21 protein-coding genes and 1 tRNA gene are annotated in these 17142 nt (G+C 35.7%); 18 read left to right on the top strand and 4 right to left on the bottom strand.

All coding sequences use genetic code 11. The features are described from left to right. Window positions 1-32: 32 nt before the first annotated feature. The gene (locus AYC65_RS15420; protein WP_024564732.1) at window positions 33-404 is read right to left on the bottom strand and encodes a winged helix-turn-helix transcriptional regulator; all 372 of its coding nucleotides are present in this window, start codon (window positions 402-404) and stop codon (window positions 33-35) included. A 78-nt stretch (window positions 405-482) separates the two neighbouring features. Here AYC65_RS15420 and AYC65_RS15415 point away from each other — a divergent pair, with 78 nt between their 5' ends. From AYC65_RS15415 to rplL, 5 genes are all read left to right on the top strand, one after another. Continuing rightward, a complete protein-coding gene (locus AYC65_RS15415; protein WP_034869611.1) occupies window positions 483-1892 on the top strand; it encodes an MFS transporter in 1410 nt (469 codons plus the stop codon). 161 nt (window positions 1893-2053) lie between these two features. Further along, window positions 2054-2497, top strand: coding sequence for a 50S ribosomal protein L11 (gene rplK, locus AYC65_RS15410; RefSeq protein WP_009085663.1), 444 nt, complete (start codon window positions 2054-2056; stop codon window positions 2495-2497). An 11-nt stretch (window positions 2498-2508) separates the two neighbouring features. Continuing rightward, entirely contained in the window at window positions 2509-3201 is a 693-nt protein-coding gene (rplA, locus tag AYC65_RS15405) for a 50S ribosomal protein L1 (protein ID WP_034869610.1), read from the top strand. 13 nt (window positions 3202-3214) lie between these two features. Then, the gene (gene rplJ / locus AYC65_RS15400; protein ID WP_034869609.1) at window positions 3215-3802 is read left to right on the top strand and encodes a 50S ribosomal protein L10; all 588 of its coding nucleotides are present in this window, start codon (window positions 3215-3217) and stop codon (window positions 3800-3802) included. A gap of 50 nt (window positions 3803-3852) precedes the next feature. Further along, window positions 3853-4221: a 50S ribosomal protein L7/L12 gene (gene rplL, locus AYC65_RS15395; RefSeq protein ID WP_034869608.1), complete on the top strand. Its 369-nt coding sequence runs from the start codon at window positions 3853-3855 to the stop codon at window positions 4219-4221. Window positions 4222-4295: 74 nt separating this feature from the next. On the opposite strand, the gene AYC65_RS15390 is transcribed toward rplL, so the two are convergent. The 3 genes from AYC65_RS15390 to AYC65_RS15380 all read right to left on the bottom strand — a co-directional run bounded on the left by AYC65_RS15390 (window position 4296) and on the right by AYC65_RS15380 (window position 7656). Continuing rightward, entirely contained in the window at window positions 4296-5393 is a 1098-nt protein-coding gene (locus AYC65_RS15390) for a TlpA family protein disulfide reductase (protein WP_034869607.1), read from the bottom strand. Window positions 5394-5494: 101 nt separating this feature from the next. After that, the gene (gene lpxK, locus AYC65_RS15385; RefSeq protein ID WP_034869606.1) at window positions 5495-6526 is read right to left on the bottom strand and encodes a tetraacyldisaccharide 4'-kinase; all 1032 of its coding nucleotides are present in this window, start codon (window positions 6524-6526) and stop codon (window positions 5495-5497) included. Window positions 6527-6576: 50 nt separating this feature from the next. Beyond that, a complete protein-coding gene (locus tag AYC65_RS15380) occupies window positions 6577-7656 on the bottom strand; it encodes a baeRF3 domain-containing protein (protein ID WP_034869605.1) in 1080 nt (359 codons plus the stop codon). 178 nt (window positions 7657-7834) lie between these two features. On the opposite strand from AYC65_RS15380, the gene AYC65_RS15375 reads away from it, so the two are divergent. From AYC65_RS15375 to AYC65_RS15315, 13 genes are all read left to right on the top strand, one after another. Next, window positions 7835-8692, top strand: a complete 858-nt coding sequence (locus tag AYC65_RS15375) for a YicC/YloC family endoribonuclease (RefSeq protein ID WP_034869603.1) — start codon at window positions 7835-7837, stop codon at window positions 8690-8692. Window positions 8693-8773: 81 nt separating this feature from the next. After that, on the top strand, window positions 8774-9541 hold the full coding sequence (locus tag AYC65_RS15370; protein WP_034869602.1) for a methyltransferase domain-containing protein: 768 nt from the start codon (window positions 8774-8776) through the stop codon (window positions 9539-9541). Between the two features lie 64 nt (window positions 9542-9605). Then, window positions 9606-10169: a guanylate kinase gene (gmk, locus tag AYC65_RS15365; protein ID WP_034869600.1), complete on the top strand. Its 564-nt coding sequence runs from the start codon at window positions 9606-9608 to the stop codon at window positions 10167-10169. 41 nt (window positions 10170-10210) lie between these two features. Then, the gene (nadA, locus tag AYC65_RS15360; RefSeq protein WP_009085683.1) at window positions 10211-11227 is read left to right on the top strand and encodes a quinolinate synthase NadA; all 1017 of its coding nucleotides are present in this window, start codon (window positions 10211-10213) and stop codon (window positions 11225-11227) included. Window positions 11228-11305: 78 nt separating this feature from the next. Continuing rightward, window positions 11306-11665, top strand: a complete 360-nt coding sequence (gene folB / locus AYC65_RS15355; RefSeq protein WP_034869645.1) for a dihydroneopterin aldolase — start codon at window positions 11306-11308, stop codon at window positions 11663-11665. Between the two features lie 12 nt (window positions 11666-11677). Continuing rightward, window positions 11678-12820, top strand: a complete 1143-nt coding sequence (locus AYC65_RS15350) for a hypothetical protein (protein ID WP_034869599.1) — start codon at window positions 11678-11680, stop codon at window positions 12818-12820. A 7-nt stretch (window positions 12821-12827) separates the two neighbouring features. Then, complete coding sequence (locus AYC65_RS15345) at window positions 12828-13334, top strand: RDD family protein (RefSeq protein WP_034869597.1); 507 nt, start codon at window positions 12828-12830, stop codon at window positions 13332-13334. Window positions 13335-13402: 68 nt separating this feature from the next. After that, a tRNA-Cys gene (locus AYC65_RS15340) sits at window positions 13403-13473 on the top strand. 267 nt (window positions 13474-13740) lie between these two features. Further along, window positions 13741-14337 carry a glycine zipper domain-containing protein gene (locus AYC65_RS15335; RefSeq protein WP_034869644.1) on the top strand — a complete coding sequence of 199 codons (597 nt, stop codon included), beginning with the start codon at window positions 13741-13743 and terminating at the stop codon, window positions 14335-14337. A gap of 163 nt (window positions 14338-14500) precedes the next feature. After that, complete coding sequence (aroC, locus tag AYC65_RS15330) at window positions 14501-15562, top strand: chorismate synthase (protein ID WP_034869594.1); 1062 nt, start codon at window positions 14501-14503, stop codon at window positions 15560-15562. Continuing rightward, window positions 15562-16140 (top strand): thioredoxin family protein, encoded by a 579-nt coding sequence (locus AYC65_RS15325; RefSeq protein WP_034869592.1) that lies wholly within the window; start codon window positions 15562-15564, stop codon window positions 16138-16140. The genes aroC and AYC65_RS15325 overlap by 1 nt, the downstream gene beginning before the upstream one ends. A 9-nt stretch (window positions 16141-16149) precedes the next feature. After that, window positions 16150-16701: a TlpA family protein disulfide reductase gene (locus AYC65_RS15320; RefSeq protein ID WP_034869589.1), complete on the top strand. Its 552-nt coding sequence runs from the start codon at window positions 16150-16152 to the stop codon at window positions 16699-16701. A 57-nt stretch (window positions 16702-16758) separates the two neighbouring features. Next, window positions 16759-17097 carry a YkvA family protein gene (locus AYC65_RS15315; RefSeq protein WP_034869587.1) on the top strand — a complete coding sequence of 113 codons (339 nt, stop codon included), beginning with the start codon at window positions 16759-16761 and terminating at the stop codon, window positions 17095-17097. The last annotated feature ends 45 nt before the right edge of the window (window positions 17098-17142 follow it).

Below are 17142 nucleotides of genomic sequence, written 5' to 3'. Positions count from 1 at the left end.
GAAGGTCCTTATATAAATTAATGTTGTTTTTTCTATTTGTTTTTTATGCAAAGCGAATAATCCTGCCACCAGTTTTCCAGTTCAGAGATAATGGGAAGTAATGTTATTCCCAGGTTACTAAGTTTATACTCTACTTTGGGTGGTACTTCTGCATATATTTTCCGGCATATAAGTCCGTTCTCTTCTAGTTCCCGTAATTGGGTGGTAAGTGTTCCCTGAGACATCGAATCCATATCTTTCCGAAGTTCTCCAAATCTTTTAGGACAGCTTTCGGCAATAGATTTCATTATTAATATCTTCCACTTACCACTAATCAGCTGAAGAGTATTGAGGGCATCATAATTTTTTTCTGATTTTTCTGAATATGTAATACACTCATTCTCTGGATTAGTACTGTTTTCCATACTATGTATTGTTTTTTTACCTACTTGACTTTGGCAGCTTTTCAATGCTATAATTGTAGCAAATTTAGATATAAAATTATGAAAAGTTTTAGAAATATTGGTGTTTTGCTGCTGCTGTCCATGAGTGTATTTTTAGCTGTAATAGACCTGTTTGTAGTGAATGTTGCTGTGCCAAGTATAAAGGAAAGTCTGAACGGAACTAATTCCGAAGCGATGTTTATTATTGTGGCCTATGTTCTGGGATATGCCGCGTTTCTTATAACGGGTAGTATTGCCGGAAATACTTGGGGTAAGAAAAAAGTATATGCATGGGGAATGTTGCTGTTTACTGTATTTTCTCTTTTTTGCAGCATTGCACAAACTACATTTCAGCTCAATATATTTAGATTTTTTCAGGGAGTAAGCGCTGCTTTTATGGTGCCGCAAGGCGTTGGAATGATTCCTTATGTCTTCCCAGACTTCAGGGATCGCACAAAGGCTTTTGGGATTTACGGAAGTATTGCTGGAGCAGCCTCTGTTGTCGGACAATTTTTAGGAGGTATATTACCGGAACTGAATGTCTGGGGAATTGAAGGCTGGCGGCTTATTTTTATGATCAATATCCCTTTAGGCGGAATTGCTTTTGTTCTGAGTATTTTAAAACTGAAAGAAGTACCGGTTGTCAAACAAAAGTCTTTTGATGCTTTTGGATTACTCCTGTTAACTGTTTTTCTGATCACTTTAATTTATCCTCTCATTGTAGGCAGCGAGTCGCACTGGCCTGTATGGAGTATTGCAATGCTCATGTTATCCTTTGTTATTCTGCTTCTATTCTATTTATACGAAAAGTACAGACTTACAAAACAGAATCCGGTTCTGATAGATGTTAGTCTTTTCTCACTTAAAGAATTCAATATTGGTATACTGGCAGCGGTATTCTATTATATTGCACAGGATTCTTATTTTTTTCTAAATGCTATTTACCTTCAAAGTCATCTGAACCTTTCCTCTGTACATGTAGGTAATATGTTTGTGCTGCAGGGTATAGGTTATTTTATTGCCTCGTTATTTTCGGTAAGGATGGTTATGAAATACAATTATAAAGTGATGCTTGGTGGTAGTTGTATTATGATTGTGGCATTGGTACTTCATATCTGTTGCTTTACAAGCGAGCATATCAGCAGTTTTTTAATTTACTTCATACTATTCTTATATGGTATAGGATGCGGAACTATGCTGCCATCTATGATGACTATGGCACTTCGTAAAATTTCTTCAGATCTTACCGCATCTGCCTCCGGAGTATATTTAACTGTACAGCAAGTTTCAATAGCCTTGGGTGTAAGTATTATTGGCGGAATTTTCTTTCGTTTACTAGGGAAGGAGGGCGATATTTTGAAGGCAACAGTTGCCTATCATTATAGTACTTATGCGAATATAGCATCATTAATCATCGTTGGCGGAATATTTTTATTCCTGAGTAGCAGGAGAAATCGGGTTAATGAATAAAAAAATAAAATCTTTTTGATTTTTAGGTTATTACGTATTGCTAATTCAAAAATAATTTATAATTTTGCAGTCCAAATAGTAGGATTAACCATGTGAGAATGTTAATCCTCTGATTTATAAATGCTTCCACATTATAAATTTAAAATTTTAAAAAAGCTAAAATGGCAAAGAAAGTCTTTAAAATGGTAAAGCTTCAGGTGAAAGGAGGTGCAGCAAACCCTTCTCCACCAGTAGGACCTGCTTTAGGTTCTGCAGGTGTTAACATCATGGAGTTTTGTAAGCAATTTAACGGAAGAACTCAAGATAAGCCAGGGCAAGTTTTACCTGTAGTAATTACAGTTTACGAAGACAAGTCTTTTGAATTCGTAATCAAAACTCCACCTGCAGCAATCCAATTAATGGATGCGGCTAAAATCAAGGGAGGTTCCGGAGAACCAAACAGAAATAAAGTAGGAAGTGTTTCTTGGGATCAAGTTAAGAAAATAGCAGAGGACAAAATGTCGGATCTTAATTGCTTCACAATGGAGTCTGCTGTAAGTATGGTTGCAGGTACTGCAAGATCTATGGGTCTTAAAGTAACAGGTACAAATCCGTTTAACGCTTAAAAATTGATTTCATGGCAACATTGACAAAAAAACAAAAAGAAGCTGCAAGCAAAATCGAAAAAAACAAAGTATACTCTTTAGAAGAAGCTTCTGCTTTAGTAAAAGAAGTAAACACTGCTAAGTTCGACGCTTCAGTAGATATCGCCGTAAGATTAGGCGTAGACCCAAGAAAAGCTAACCAAATGGTAAGAGGTGTTGTATCTCTTCCTCACGGTACTGGTAAAGATGTAAGAGTTCTTGCTCTTGTAACTCCAGATAAAGAAGCAGAAGCTAAAGCTGCTGGTGCTGACTATGTAGGTCTTGACGAATATTTAGATAAAATCAAAGGAGGTTGGACAGATGTTGACGTTATCGTTACTATGCCAGCTGTAATGGGTAAATTAGGTCCATTAGGACGTGTATTAGGTCCAAGAGGTTTAATGCCAAACCCTAAATCAGGAACTGTAACTTTAGAAGTTGGTAAGGCTGTATCTGAAGTGAAGTCTGGTAAAATTGATTTTAAAGTAGATAAATATGGTATTATCCATGCTGCAATTGGTAAAGTATCTTTCGATGCTGACAAAATCAGAGAAAACGCTCAGGAATTAATCCAGACGTTACTTAAATTGAAACCAACTGCTGCTAAAGGAACTTATGTAAAGAGTATCTATATCTCTTCTACAATGAGTCCAGGTATTGCGATTGATTCTAAATCTGTAAACTAAAATCTGAAGAACAATGACTAAAGAAGAAAAAGTACTAGTAATACAAGAGATCAAAGAATTGCTACAAGACGCAAAAGCTGTTTATGTAGCTGATCTTGAAGGATTGAATGCTTCTCAGACTTCAGATTTCAGAAGACAAGCTTTCAAAAACAACGTTCAATTAAGAGTAGTAAAAAATACATTGCTTCAAAAAGCAATGGAGCAAATCGAAGGAGTAGATTATTCTGAAATGTTTGAAACTTTCAAAGGTAACTCTACTTTAATGATTGCTGATACTGCAAACGCTCCTGCAAAACTTATCCAAGGTTTCAGAAAGAATGCTGAGAAACCAGCTTTGAAATCTGCTTATTTGCAAGAAACTTTCTATATCGGAGATAACCAATTATCTGCTCTAGCTAACATCAAGTCTAGAGAGGAAATGATCGGAGAAATCATCGGATTACTTCAATCTCCTATCCAGAGAGTTGTTTCTGCTCTACAGAACAAACCAGAAACTGTTGAAGCTAAAGCTGAAGAAGCAGCAGCTCCTGCAGTTGAAGAAACAGTTGCTCCTGAGGCAGCAGCTGAAAGCACTGACGCTCCTGAAGCAAGTGCTGAATAATAGACACTCAAGAAAAAATATAATCGTTCAACAATTTAAAACATTTAAAAATGTCAGATTTAAAAAATTTAGCGGAAACGCTTGTTAACCTTACTGTAAAAGACGTAAACGAATTAGCTGCTATCCTTAAGGATGAGTACGGAATCGAGCCTGCTGCTGCTGCTGTAGTTGTAGCTGCTGGTGGAGCTGGTGAAGCTGCTGAAGAAAAGACTGAATTCGACGTAATTCTTAAGTCTGCAGGTGCTTCTAAATTAGCTATCGTTAAATTAGTTAAAGATTTAACTGGTGCTGGTCTTAAAGAAGCTAAAGACATCGTTGATGGAGCTCCGGCTGCAATCAAAGAAGGTGTATCTAAAGACGAAGCAGAAGCTCTTAAGAAGCAACTTGAAGAAGCTGGTGCTGAAGTTGAATTGAAATAATTCATTTTACATACAAAAAAAAGACTGCTGCAAAGCGGTCTTTTTTTTGTTTATAAGCATAAGCACTATAAAATTTATTTATTTGCGCCCTTGTTTAGTTCTTTTAATAATGAAATTACCTGATCACTTCCGTCTGCAACTTTAGCAATAATACCTTCTTTATTGACCATATATAAAATAGGGTAGCCGGAAATGCCATATTCCGTTTCAAGATCCTTTCTGTTCGTAATTATGGTATTATTTGCAGATTTATTTCTGAAATATTTAATGACATTTTCTTTAGAGTCCGAACCAAATATATTGATCAGCGAAATATTCTTACTCAGTGCATAATTCGGTTGGCAGAGATAATCGTTTACTACTTTTGAAGCGCCGCAATTGGTGGCAGAAAATAATATGAGTTTCTTTTCTGCCGGAAATGTATTCAGAGATACTTTATTTCCGTTAATATCTATAGCTTCAAAGAGAGGAGCCTCTGTATTTTCTTTTATTGGTTTCAGTTGTTCAATTCTTTCAAAATATTTTAAAGAGTAATCTTTCGGAAGAGAATAGTTAAAAGACTCTTTTTTATTTGAAAAAGTATAGTTACTAAATTTATAAGTTACGGTTTGTCCTAACTTGTTATCTACATAGCTTTTTCTTTCAAATTTTGAAACGGAATTATCTGGTGCAATGTAAAGATGAAATACAGTTTTAACGATTTTACCATTGTATTCATGTTCGTCTTCTATAAATGAATAGTGTGACTGAAGTTTACCGTCAGCTGATATGTCGTCTATATATTTCCATTTGTTTTTTAGTAGTGCTACTGGACCGTATTGTGCTAAACGAGAAGACTGCATTGCTTCATCCTGATTCTGTTTATTTTCATACTGGTAATATGCTTTCTCCGACTTCTTAATTTCTGTGTAAATCCCGTTTTTATAAAACTCTTCAGTATCATCATTTTGACTATGAAAGTCAAAAACCATGTTTTTGGAGTTATAAATAGTATAAAAGACGCTGAAACTAGTAATTTCGTCTGTATCCGGATTGGGATAAAAAGCTGTCGATTTATAACTGATTGTAGTTGCTTTATTATACTTCTGGCGGGTATTTTCTAATTTTACATCATTGGCATATACAAATACTGTATTGGTTAATACTAATGATAAAGCAATAAATTTGTTCACTTAGGATTTATTTATGCGATTAATACTGTGAAAGTACAAAAATAAAATCCTTGCTTCATTGTTGAAATAAGGATTTTAATATAGTGCTATATAAGATGTTATTACTGCTTCTTTTCAGCGTAAGCAAGTATCATCTCATTAAATTCATTTTTCTTGTCTATAACCACATTTATAGGCCAATAATAGAGTTTGTCCCGAAGATAGTCGAAAGTCTTCAGGCGGACATAGTCCTTTTCTGTAGTTAAGATCAGTTTGTATTCACCAAGTTTTTTATACTCACTGGCAATTTTCTTAATATCCTCTTCAGTAAATGAATGATGATCCTTGAATTTAAGGTGCTTTACACGCTGTGAATATTTGCTTAGTTCTTTTAGCAAATGTTTAGGATTTGCTATTCCTGTAATGAGTAAAATATCGTAATAGTCTAAGTTATTTGTGGGTAAATATTTGTCTTTAGAGTATACTTCATCCGCATAATCAATAGAGGTGAAGAATATTTTCTGCCCGTATTGTGGCTTTATTCTGGAAATATAATATTGCTTCTTTTCCTCCGTCAAATCTTCAGGACATTTTGTTACCAGAATCATGTTGGCTCTTTTATAGCCACTTCTGGATTCACGCAGATCTCCAGCAGGAAGTACAAAGTCTTTAAAGAAAGGATCCGAATAGTCTGTTAATAAAATATTGAAGCCCGGCTTTATATAACGATGCTGATAGCTGTCATCCAATACAAGAACATTAAGATCCATATCTTCTATTAATTTTCTTGCCCCAAAAACACGGTCTTCGCAAACAGCGATAACAATACGGTTTTTAAAACGTTCGAATAACTGCATTGCTTCGTCTCCAACCAGTTTATAGGTTGAATCGTAGTTCACGACTTCATAACCTTTGGTATGTCGTCCGTAGCCACGTGATAAAACTCCGGTGCGCTTCTGATGTTTGGAGAGAATATCTGCCAGATACATAACGATTGGAGACTTACCCGTTCCACCCACAGAAAGATTACCCACGCCTATAATCGGAGTGCGGAATTTTTTGCTGGAAAGTATGCCTATATTAAAAAATAAATTCCGGACAGAGGTTACAAAGCCATAGCCCAGAGAAAAAGGGTAGAGGTACCATCTCTTCATAGGTGCAAAAGTACATGCTTTTTGTAGGATTAAAAAATCAAAATAACAAATTAATATCTTGTCTTCATAACAATGTCGCCCAATTCTTTTATTTCGTCCTGAGCAGTAAATATAACTCTTCCATTTCTAGAAAAAACTTCCCAAGCTATATTACTCGTAATATCGTCAATGACATTTGGAAGACTTAAGTCCGTTACTATATCGAAATTTCTATCACCTCTCATAAGAACAGGTTGGGAGAAGTCATGATGTATAATTAGAAGATCTCCTTTTCCATCCAGAGCTGCCTGATAAATCTCCTGTAGATCTGTAAGTACTGTACCCTGGGCAACAGCTTCTTTTACTTCACTAATAGATTCGGCTCTTTCTGTTTTTTGTATTTCCTGTATCAACTTCCAGGCTTGTGCAGCAATGGTATGGGTAGCCGTGTCATTATAATTTATAGAATGGTAGCCATTATAGATCTTTGGTATATCTGCTACCTGTAAAAGTTTACTATAATTATCTTCTGTACAGATGACAATACATGGGATATTCTCTTTTTGGTAGATTTTAACCACTGCTTTATCTATCTTATTAAAATATTCCCTTACCATATCATCAACTTGTTTTGGATCACTGCGTTTATCAGAATGGGTAATGTAATGTAAGTTTTCTGAAAAGGGAAATCCTTCTTCTCTAATTTCTTCTACAATACCATCATTAAAAGCTTTATATAGATAAGAACCACTTTGGGAAAGTAATAATATCATATATTCTTTACTTGAAGAGTATGCTCTGATTATAGGTCTTAATGCAAAGTTGCTGGTGATTTGTACTTGGTTTTCCGGAATGGGAAAAGGTAGTTTAATAATTTCCTGAGTATCGTTGGAGAGAAAAATATGAAGACTGTCTAGATTGTAATTAACATCTATTTCCTTGGAGATATTATCAATCTTATTCAATAAAGCTTCTACTGGTCTTTTTCCAAATTCATTAATAATCCGGTTTTCTGCCTCTTTGGTAAGATTTTTTAATAGAATTTCATCTTGTGAATTGTCAGGATATGTCCTATGGGTATTAAGAGATATGCTAACACACGGGGCGCTTTTTTCATAAGCCAATTTTTGTAATTTTTCTTTAAGTGACATATTGGTGTTTTTATTATAATTAAACCTAAATATATGGAAAAAATAATTTTTCAATATCCTGATAATTGTATTTAACGTAGTTATATAGTCTTGAATGCATTAGTGGAGGAGACTTCATGCTTTTCAAATATTTTCACCTATAATGATGTATCTTTGTATAATTTTATAGGAGAAAAATATGGTTTTATCTATGACAGGCTTCGGCAGAGCAGAAGGTATATGTGGAGGCAAGAAGATAAGTATTGACGTAAAGTCACTAAATAGTAAAGGTTTTGACTTGAACTTAAAAATTCCTTTTCGTTATAAAGAAAAAGAATTTGATATCCGCAAAATATTAAGCGAAAGAATCGTTCGTGGCAAAGTCGATTTCTATTTAAATGTAGAAATTATTGATGGTAAGACCGATACAACTCTTAATAAAGATGTTATCAGAGCTTATATGGACGAACTTTCGGATATCGTTACAGCTGCCGACAGAGTAGAACTTCTTAAAATTGCAACAAAGCTTCCTGATGCTGTTTCTACATCCAATTCAGAACTTACTGAAGAAGAGTGGAGCGAATTGTTGTTGATTATAGAAAAAGCCATCGATAACTTCATAGACTTCAGAATTACAGAAGGTAAATCTCTGGAAACTGAACTTAGGTCTTATGTTAAAAATATTGAAAACAACCTTACCCTTGTCGCTCCTTTTGAAGAAGCTAGAATAGAGGTGACCAAAGAAAGAATGCTGAACAATCTTAAGGACTTCAGAGATGTGGATGAAAGCCGTTTCTACCAGGAACTGACTTACTATGTTGAGAAGCTTGATATTTCTGAAGAAAAAGTAAGATTGGCACAACACTGCAAATACTTCACTGAGGTATTGAACGAAGAAGATAATAATGGTAAGAAACTAGGATTTATATCCCAGGAAATAGGCCGTGAAATTAATACTTTGGGTTCTAAAGCAAACCATCAGGAAATCCAGAAGCTGGTAGTACAGATGAAGGATGATTTAGAAAAAATTAAAGAACAAAGTCTTAACGTACTTTAGAATACTGATATAATCAGCTCTTCTGTAATGGAAGAGCTTTTTACCGGGCTAACAGAATATAAAACATAAAAGAATAATGTTATGGCATGGAATCCGGATGTTTACGAGAAATTTAAAAACGAACGTTATCTTCCTTTCTACGATCTTCTAAGTTTGGTTCAAGTGAAAGAAAACCTGAAAGCTATAGATCTTGGATGCGGAACGGGAGAACTGACAGCCAAACTGGCAAAAGAATTACCCGGAAGTAAAGTCCTGGGTGTCGATTCTTCTGCCGAGATGCTGCAAAAAGCGAAAGCCTATGCAGATGATGATCTTCATTTTCAGCAAAGAGATATAGAACAAGCTCTTTCCGATGGAGAGAAGTATGATCTGGTTTTTTCCAATGCAGCACTGCAATGGCTGAACGAACATGAAATAGTTTTTCCTAAAGTGATTGGTCTGCTTGAAAAAGGAGGACAGGTAGCAATACAGATTCCTTCCAATCATGATCATTTTACACACAGACTGATAAGAGATCTTGCATTCGAATCCCCGTATAAAGAAGCATTGAATTCATGGGTTAGACCATTGACCGTACTAAAGATAGAAGATTATGGTAAAATCTTTTTCGAAAATGGTCTTAGTGATATCTGTGTCTTCGAAAAAATATACCCACACATCCTTCCAAACGCAGATGCTCTTTATGAATGGACATCGGGTACGGCATTGATTCCTTATATGGAAAAACTTCCGGAACACTTACAGGAACAGTTCAAAAACGAATATATTAACCGGTTACGCATAGAATTTCCGGAATCGCCTGTATTCTATCCCTTCAAAAGAATACTGATGTCCGGTATCTTAAGCTAAAAAAAAATTAAATAGAAATAATAACGATTATTGACCGTTTCATACGATCAGTTAATACAATATAATGAATAAAGTAATCATATTTTCAGCGCCATCAGGAAGTGGCAAAACTACATTGGTAAAGCATTGCTTAGGACAGTTTCCTAAACTTCAATTTTCAATTTCTGCAACAACCCGTGCTCCCCGTGGAGAAGAAAAACACGGAATAGATTATTTCTTCCATACACCGGAAGATTTCAGACAGAAAATAGCTGAAAATGCATTTGTGGAATTTGAAGAAGTGTATACTGATAAGTATTATGGAACATTGAAAACAGAAGTAGAAAGAATTTGGAACTATGGAAACGTAGTTATATTTGATGTGGATGTAAAAGGAGGTGTTAATCTGAAAAAGATATTCGGAGAGCAGGCTCTGTCTATATTCATTGCACCACCTTCCATTGAGGAGCTGGAACAAAGACTGATTAAAAGAAATACAGAAGATGCCGAAACTATTAAAATCCGCGTTGCTAAAGCTGAAGAAGAGATGGCTTATGCAAAGGATTTTGATAAAGTAGTGGTAAATGATGATCTCGCAAAAGCAAAAGAAGAAATTGAAGAGCTGGTTGAGGCATTTATTAAAGCATAAAAATTAGTACCTTTAACTATACAATAAAGAACACGTTACTTATGAACGAAACGCTGGAACAAGCAAAATCCAATCTTCCTGTACAGGGATTTTTAAAATATAAGGATCTGATTATTCCTCAGGGAGAAGAGCTGAAACAAGCTATTCTGGATTTGAAGAAAGAAAAGAATGCAGTTATTCTGGCTCACTATTACCAGCCGGGAGAGATTCAGGATATAGCTGATTTCTTAGGAGATTCTTTGCAATTAGCACGTCAGGCAAAAGAAACAAATGCAGACATGATTGCTTTTTGCGGGGTACATTTTATGGCAGAAGCTGCGAAGATTCTTAATCCGACTAAAAAGGTCGTTTTACCAGATACATTGGCTGGTTGCTCGCTGGCTGACGGTTGTAGTGGTGAAGGACTTCGTAAAATGCGTGAGCAGCATCCGGATGCTTTAATTGCAACTTATATCAACTGTAATGCTGAAACTAAGGCTGAAAGTGATATTATTGTAACAAGCTCCAATGCTGAAACGATTATCAAGGCCTTACCAACAGATCGTCCAATTATCTTTGCTCCGGATAAAAACCTGGGAAGATATTTGTCTAAAAAAACCGGAAGAGATATGATCTTGTGGGATGGTAGCTGTATTGTACACGAAGCGTTCTCCATGGAACGTATTGCGCAACAGTTGGCAGATCATCCTAATGCAAAATTAATTGCTCACCCGGAAAGTGAAACACCAGTACTAGATCTGGCACATTTCATCGGATCTACTTCTGCATTGTTGGATTATGTACAGAAAGACGATTGTCAGGAATTTATTATTGCAACTGAAGAAGGGATTCTACACGAAATGAAAAAACGTGCACCTCATAAAACCTTAATTCCTGCATTGGTATTCGATGAAAGTTGTAATTGCTCCGAATGTTTCTATATGAAGAGAAACACAATGGAGAAATTATACTTGTGTATGAAATATGAGTTGCCTGAAATCTTAATCGACGAAGAACTACGTTTAAAGGCATTGAAGCCAATTGAAGCAATGCTGGATCTATCGAAGAGCATAAAATAAAATTCAAACAAACTATTAAAAAATATTAAAAAAGTTTTGTTCAGTAATTGGCAAAACTTTTTTAGTTTTATGACCATTATGATCTCAAAAATTATTTTAGAAAATATCAAGATTTACGCTTATCATGGCGTATTGCCGGAAGAGACAATTCTGGGAACTTATTACCTGATTAATGCAGAAATTCATGCAGATTTGTGGAAAGCAACGGAGAGTGATGATCTGAAGGATACCATTAACTATGCATTGGTAAACGAGATTATTCATCAGGAAATGAAAATACCATCTCAGCTGTTAGAGCACGTTATTGGCAGGATCATGAAACGTATTGCTGCGGAATTTAAACAGGTGAATTTTATTAAAATAAAGCTGACTAAAGTGCAGCCTCCAATGCCTGGCGAAATGACAGGGGTAAGCCTGGAGATGGAAAAAGCATTCTAAAAACACATAAAGATGAAAAGAACTTTATTTTGTTTATTGTTTCTGTGTTTATTTTTCTCTTTTTTATCCGGACAGAACAAAAGATATATTCTTGAGGGGAATATCGGGAAGTCGCCTGTTGTTTTCATGCTGGACGATTATGGTAATAATGATCTGTCGGCAAAATATTTTTATAAATCTACACTTCGGGATATCAGACTGGAATACGAAAAAGCAAACAATGGCGATCTCGTTTTTAGCTTTGCCGACACCTACATAAAATACAAAGAGAAGTTCGTGCTGAAGAGAAAATCAGCAACGGCCTTCGAAGGAATTTGGAAAGACAGTAAGAATAAAGAATTGCCGGTTAGTTTACACGAAGCTGATCTTTCACAGGTTAAAAATCCTTTTCTGGATAGTGATTATATTCAGCAATTGAGGAAAGAAGCTCCGGAAGATTTTATCAGATCCTCTTATTTGGTTTTTAGAAAAGATACGGTATCAGATTATAGCGGACATAAAGCCGATTGGTATTCCGAAAAATTCTCAAAAACCAGTTTTATGAGAATCTCGGCAACTGAGAAGTCAGAAGCTAAAAATGTAATTAATAACAAGTTATTCGATCTTCATCTTGAAATGGCTATTAATCAGCTTAGCTGTTCTAATTATTCAGCGTATAATGATGCCGATGGAATAGATTATTCTACAAGCATTTCTTATTGGGATAGCAACCTTTTGGGATTCAGTAATTTTTCAAGCTATTTCTGTGGTGGGGCACATCCTGACTTTGGTTCTACAGGGTATCTTTTCGATTTGCATAACGGGAAAGAATATGAGTTGGATGATATTATAGCATTTGATAAATCCGTTACCACAGAGTCTAAAACTAATTTTACAGCCTATTCTGCTTACAGATCCAATTTTTTCGCTCCAACTCTGGCAAAACTTATGATAAGACAGCATCAGTTTGAGAAACCAAAAAATGACGAAGAGGATCCTTGTGATTATACAAATATTGAATACTGGAATTTTCCTGGCTGGACGTATACAAAAGAAGGAATAGTATTTACGCCAATATTTTATCGGGCGGCGAGATCTTGTGAAGATTCATTTCTTCTTCCTTTTAAAACACTAACACCTTATAAAAATAAAGACTTCAAATATCAATTTAAATAAATATTCTATGACAAACAATTACACCCTTGTGGAAAGATCTCAGGCAACTAAATGGACACGGTTTTTTAATTACATTATAGATGCTACTATTTTTTATATTTTAATTTTTCTGTTCGGAGGCTTATTGGGGGTATGGTATTCCCTAACACAATCCGAATTGGCTTATTCTATAATACAAGCAATGACTAATGCCAATAGGTTGGTCGATCAATTTATTACAATGATTCTGTATGCTACATTTATGTTTGTACAGGAATGGATTTTTAAAGGCAGATCGATTGGAAAATTTATTACAGGTACCAAAGCTGTTAATGAAACGAATCTTCCCCTAAATGTTATTGACTTGCTAAAGAGAAATTTTACAAGAGCTGTTCCTTTTGAAGCATTCTCTTTTTTCGGGCAAAATGGGCTTCATGATAAATGGTCTAATACACGAGTGGTCAATGTCAAGCAATTTGAAGAGAGTCTTAGACTTAGAGATGAAATGGAGGAAATAGGGCAAATTGCAGTCTGAAATTTTCAAAGATTTTGCGGAAACATTTTATCTTTAAAGAAAAATTGCTATATTTGCAAACCTAAAACGGTGCTTTGGCCGAGCGGCTAGGCAGTGGTCTGCAACACCATCTACAGCGGTTCGAATCCGCTAGGCACCTCTTAATAAAACCTCTGATTATCCAGAGGTTTTATTTTTTTATAGACTTTGTATCTGTAATACAGTGATATACAATTCTTATTTTTTTACTATAAAAATAAATTTTCTTTCCGATACTAAAACTCAATATTTATCGTTGTTTCATTAGATCAATGACTTTTTGTCCATAATAATTAACATTCGTTAACGATAGAATGGAATCAATATTGGAGAGCATAGGAAATAAATGCTTTGAAAAGTCTTTTTTTTCAGAGGTAAAATGAAAGATATGAAAAATATAGTATTAACCGGATTGGTAACAACATTGCTATTGGCTTCGTGTAATAAAGGAGACCAGAAAGTAGAAGGACCTACTGTAGCAGAACAAAAATTAGATTATCAGGCGAAGCAACTGGAAATCGAAAAACAGAAGTTAGCCATAGAGAAAGAAAAATTTGCTTTTGAACAGGAAAAGAAAGCAGACAGCTTGGATAAAGCTAAGAAAACAGCGGTAGCAGCATCTTCTGTAGCTGCAGGAAAAGCTAATTATGCAGGAAATACGAATTATACACCAAGAAAAAAACGTACAAAGAGGAGTTCTTATAGTGGTAACTCTGGTTATAATGGAGGTTACGCAAATAACGGAAGTTCAGGAAATAGCGGCTACAGCAATGCAGGAGTACAGCAACCACAAAAGAGAGGAATGTCTTCAGCAGCTAAAGGTACCATTATCGGTACTGTAGGTGGTGCAGCAGCCGGTGCATTGATCAGCAAAGGAAACAGAGGCGCCGGAGCTGTAATTGGTGGAGTGCTTGGCGCCGGAGCAGGATATGCAATCGGTAGAGCAAATGACAGAAAGACAGGTAGAGTACAACCAAGATATTAATTTACTTTTACTTAAATTAAGTATAGTTTCAGAGGGATGCAGAGATTGCATCCCTTTTTTATGCATTTTGGATAAAACTATATTTTTATAATAATTGAAATAGATAAATGAGACCTCTTTTAGAGTAGTTTTTTATCCCAAAATAACCTAATTTTGTATTACTATGTCGAATCAACTAGGTAATTTACTTACACTTAATACTTTTGGAGAAAGCCACGGACTGGCTTATGGTGGAATTATAACAAATTTTCCGGCAGGACTGGAGGTAGATCTTGAAGCAGTACAGCATGAGCTGGACAGAAGAAAGCCGGGACAGTCTGCAATCGTTACTCAGCGTAAAGAAAGCGATACAGTTAAATTTCTTTCAGGAATTTTTGACGGAAAAACAACAGGTACACCAATAGGCTTTATTATAGAAAATGAAAATCAGAAGTCTAAAGACTACGACCATTTGGCTCAGGCTTACAGACCTTCGCATGCAGATTATACCTACGATCAGAAGTTTGGTTTTCGCGACCATCGTGGTGGAGGGAAGTCTTCTGCAAGAGAAACCATTAATTGGGTTGCGGCCGGAGCATTGGCAAAGCAATTATTGGCAGATGTACAAATCAATGCTTACGTATCTTCAGTAGGTGATATTTTCTGTGAGAAGCCATATCAGGATTTAGATTTTAGTAAAATCGACGATAATATTGTTCGTTGCCCGGATGAAGAAACTGCTGAAAAAATGATTACCAGAATCAAGGAAATTAAAAAGCAGGGAAATACAATTGGTGGGACGATTACCTGTGTAATGAAAAATGTGCCAACAGGCTGGGGAGAACCTATCTTTGGTAAGCTTCAGGCTGAATTAGGAAAGGCGATGCTTAATATTAATGCTTGCAAAGGATTCGAGTATGGCTCAGGTTTCTGTGGTGCCAAGATGTTGGGAAGCGAACACAACGATTTGTTTAATGAAGACGGAACTACAAAAACAAACCTTTCAGGAGGAATTCAAGGAGGAATTTCCAATGGTATGGATATTTACTTCAGAGCTGCTTTTAAGCCTATAGCCACTATTTTGCGTCCGCAGGAAAGTATTGATAAAGATGGCAATTCGGTAACTGTGGAAGGGAAAGGCCGCCACGATCCTTGTGTATTACCACGTGCTGTGCCGGTAGTAGAGGCTTTAGCTGCATTTGTACTGGCAGATATGATGTTAATTAATAAAACGAGAAAACTATAATGGATATTAAAAAATTCTGGAACGAGGCTGTTACTTATAACGAATACTTAAGACATGCCGGAGAAATTTTGGGAAATCCGAGAAATCAACAGGATGTTGATTATCTGGAATACTACAAGTTAGGAATTCAGAGAATGAACAGAATGTCTGAAAAATATCTTCCGAATGAAAAGCAGGTGGAAACACTTGCGCAAAAAAACTTCAGAGGAAGAATACTAATTATTTCTGAAGCATGGTGTGGTGATGCAAGTCAGGCGATACCAGTTGTTGTGAAATTCTTTGAGCAATACGAAGTAAGAATTACATACCGCGATCAGGAACCTTCATTAATAGATAATTTTTTAACCAATGGCGGAAAGTCAATTCCTATTATTCTGTTTTTGGATGAAGATTTCAATGTAATAGGTCAGTGGGGGCCGCGTCCGGCACACGGGAAAGAACTTTTAAATAAGCATAAAAACGATCCTGAGAATTATACAAAAGATGATTTCTACCATGAATTACAAGTGTATTATGCCAGAAACAAAGGCTATGATACTATTGAAGAACTTTTGGAAATAATCCCTTCGGGTAAATAATAATTACAGATGAAAGGTTCAAAAATATGGATATTGGTACTGGTTGCTGTTGTTGCAGTGATCTTTCTGGTGCCGGGTCTTAGAAACTTTTTTAAAGATCAGGTGATGATGAAGCCAACGGTTGAAAAGCTGAATAATGAAGTGACTGTAACCGATGCTGAGTACAATATTGAATTAAAAGGGATGAATGTGCCGAATGCTAATCTTAAAGATTTCAAAGGCAAGGTTGTATTTCTGAATTTCTGGGGAACATGGTGTCCGCCATGCCGTCAGGAATGGCCGACAATCCAGAAACTGTACGATGGCAAAAAAGATAAAATAGATTTTGTTCTTATTGCCATGCAGGATAAAGAAGAGGATGTTGCTAAATTTTTGAAAGAAGGTAACTACACAGTTCCTGTATATATTGCAACAAGTCCGCTTCCGGATAAGTTTCTGGTAAAGATTTTCCCTTCTACATTTATTCTTGACAAAACAGGAAGAATTCTGAAAAAAGAAGAAGGTGCAGATGACTGGAACTCAGAATCTAATCAGCAATTTGTAGATACTGTCACAAAATAAACATTGGTATAGATTTTGAGATTTTAATGCTATCAAACCAAAATATAATTTACAGAAATGGCATTAAAAGCATCAAAAATCAGACTGATACAAGAAGCATTCAGACATAAAGGTTTTATCCGAAAGCTTCCGGATTTATTCAGAATGATAAAATTCATTTCAAAAGGAGATTACAAACCCGATCTTAAAGGTTTTATTCTTCCCGGTCTGGCACTTGTATATGCTATATCACCAATCGATGTGCTTCCGGATTGGATTCCGGTAATAGGGCAGATGGATGATTTAGCAGTATTAGCACTGGCTATGCCGGTACTGATGAAAGAAGTTGAAAAATTTCTAATCTGGGAAGATGACAAGAAAAACGGAATTAAAACGATTGAAGTCGACGCTCAGTAAAAACAATACACAGAATAAGCCACCCATTTCGGGTGGTTTTTTTAT

Origin of the sequence: Elizabethkingia bruuniana (assembly GCF_002024805.1) — a bacterium.
GTDB lineage: Bacteria > Bacteroidota > Bacteroidia > Flavobacteriales > Weeksellaceae > Elizabethkingia > Elizabethkingia bruuniana.
Note: the sequence above shows the minus strand (reverse complement) of the source record. Positions and strands in the feature narration are given on the sequence as shown.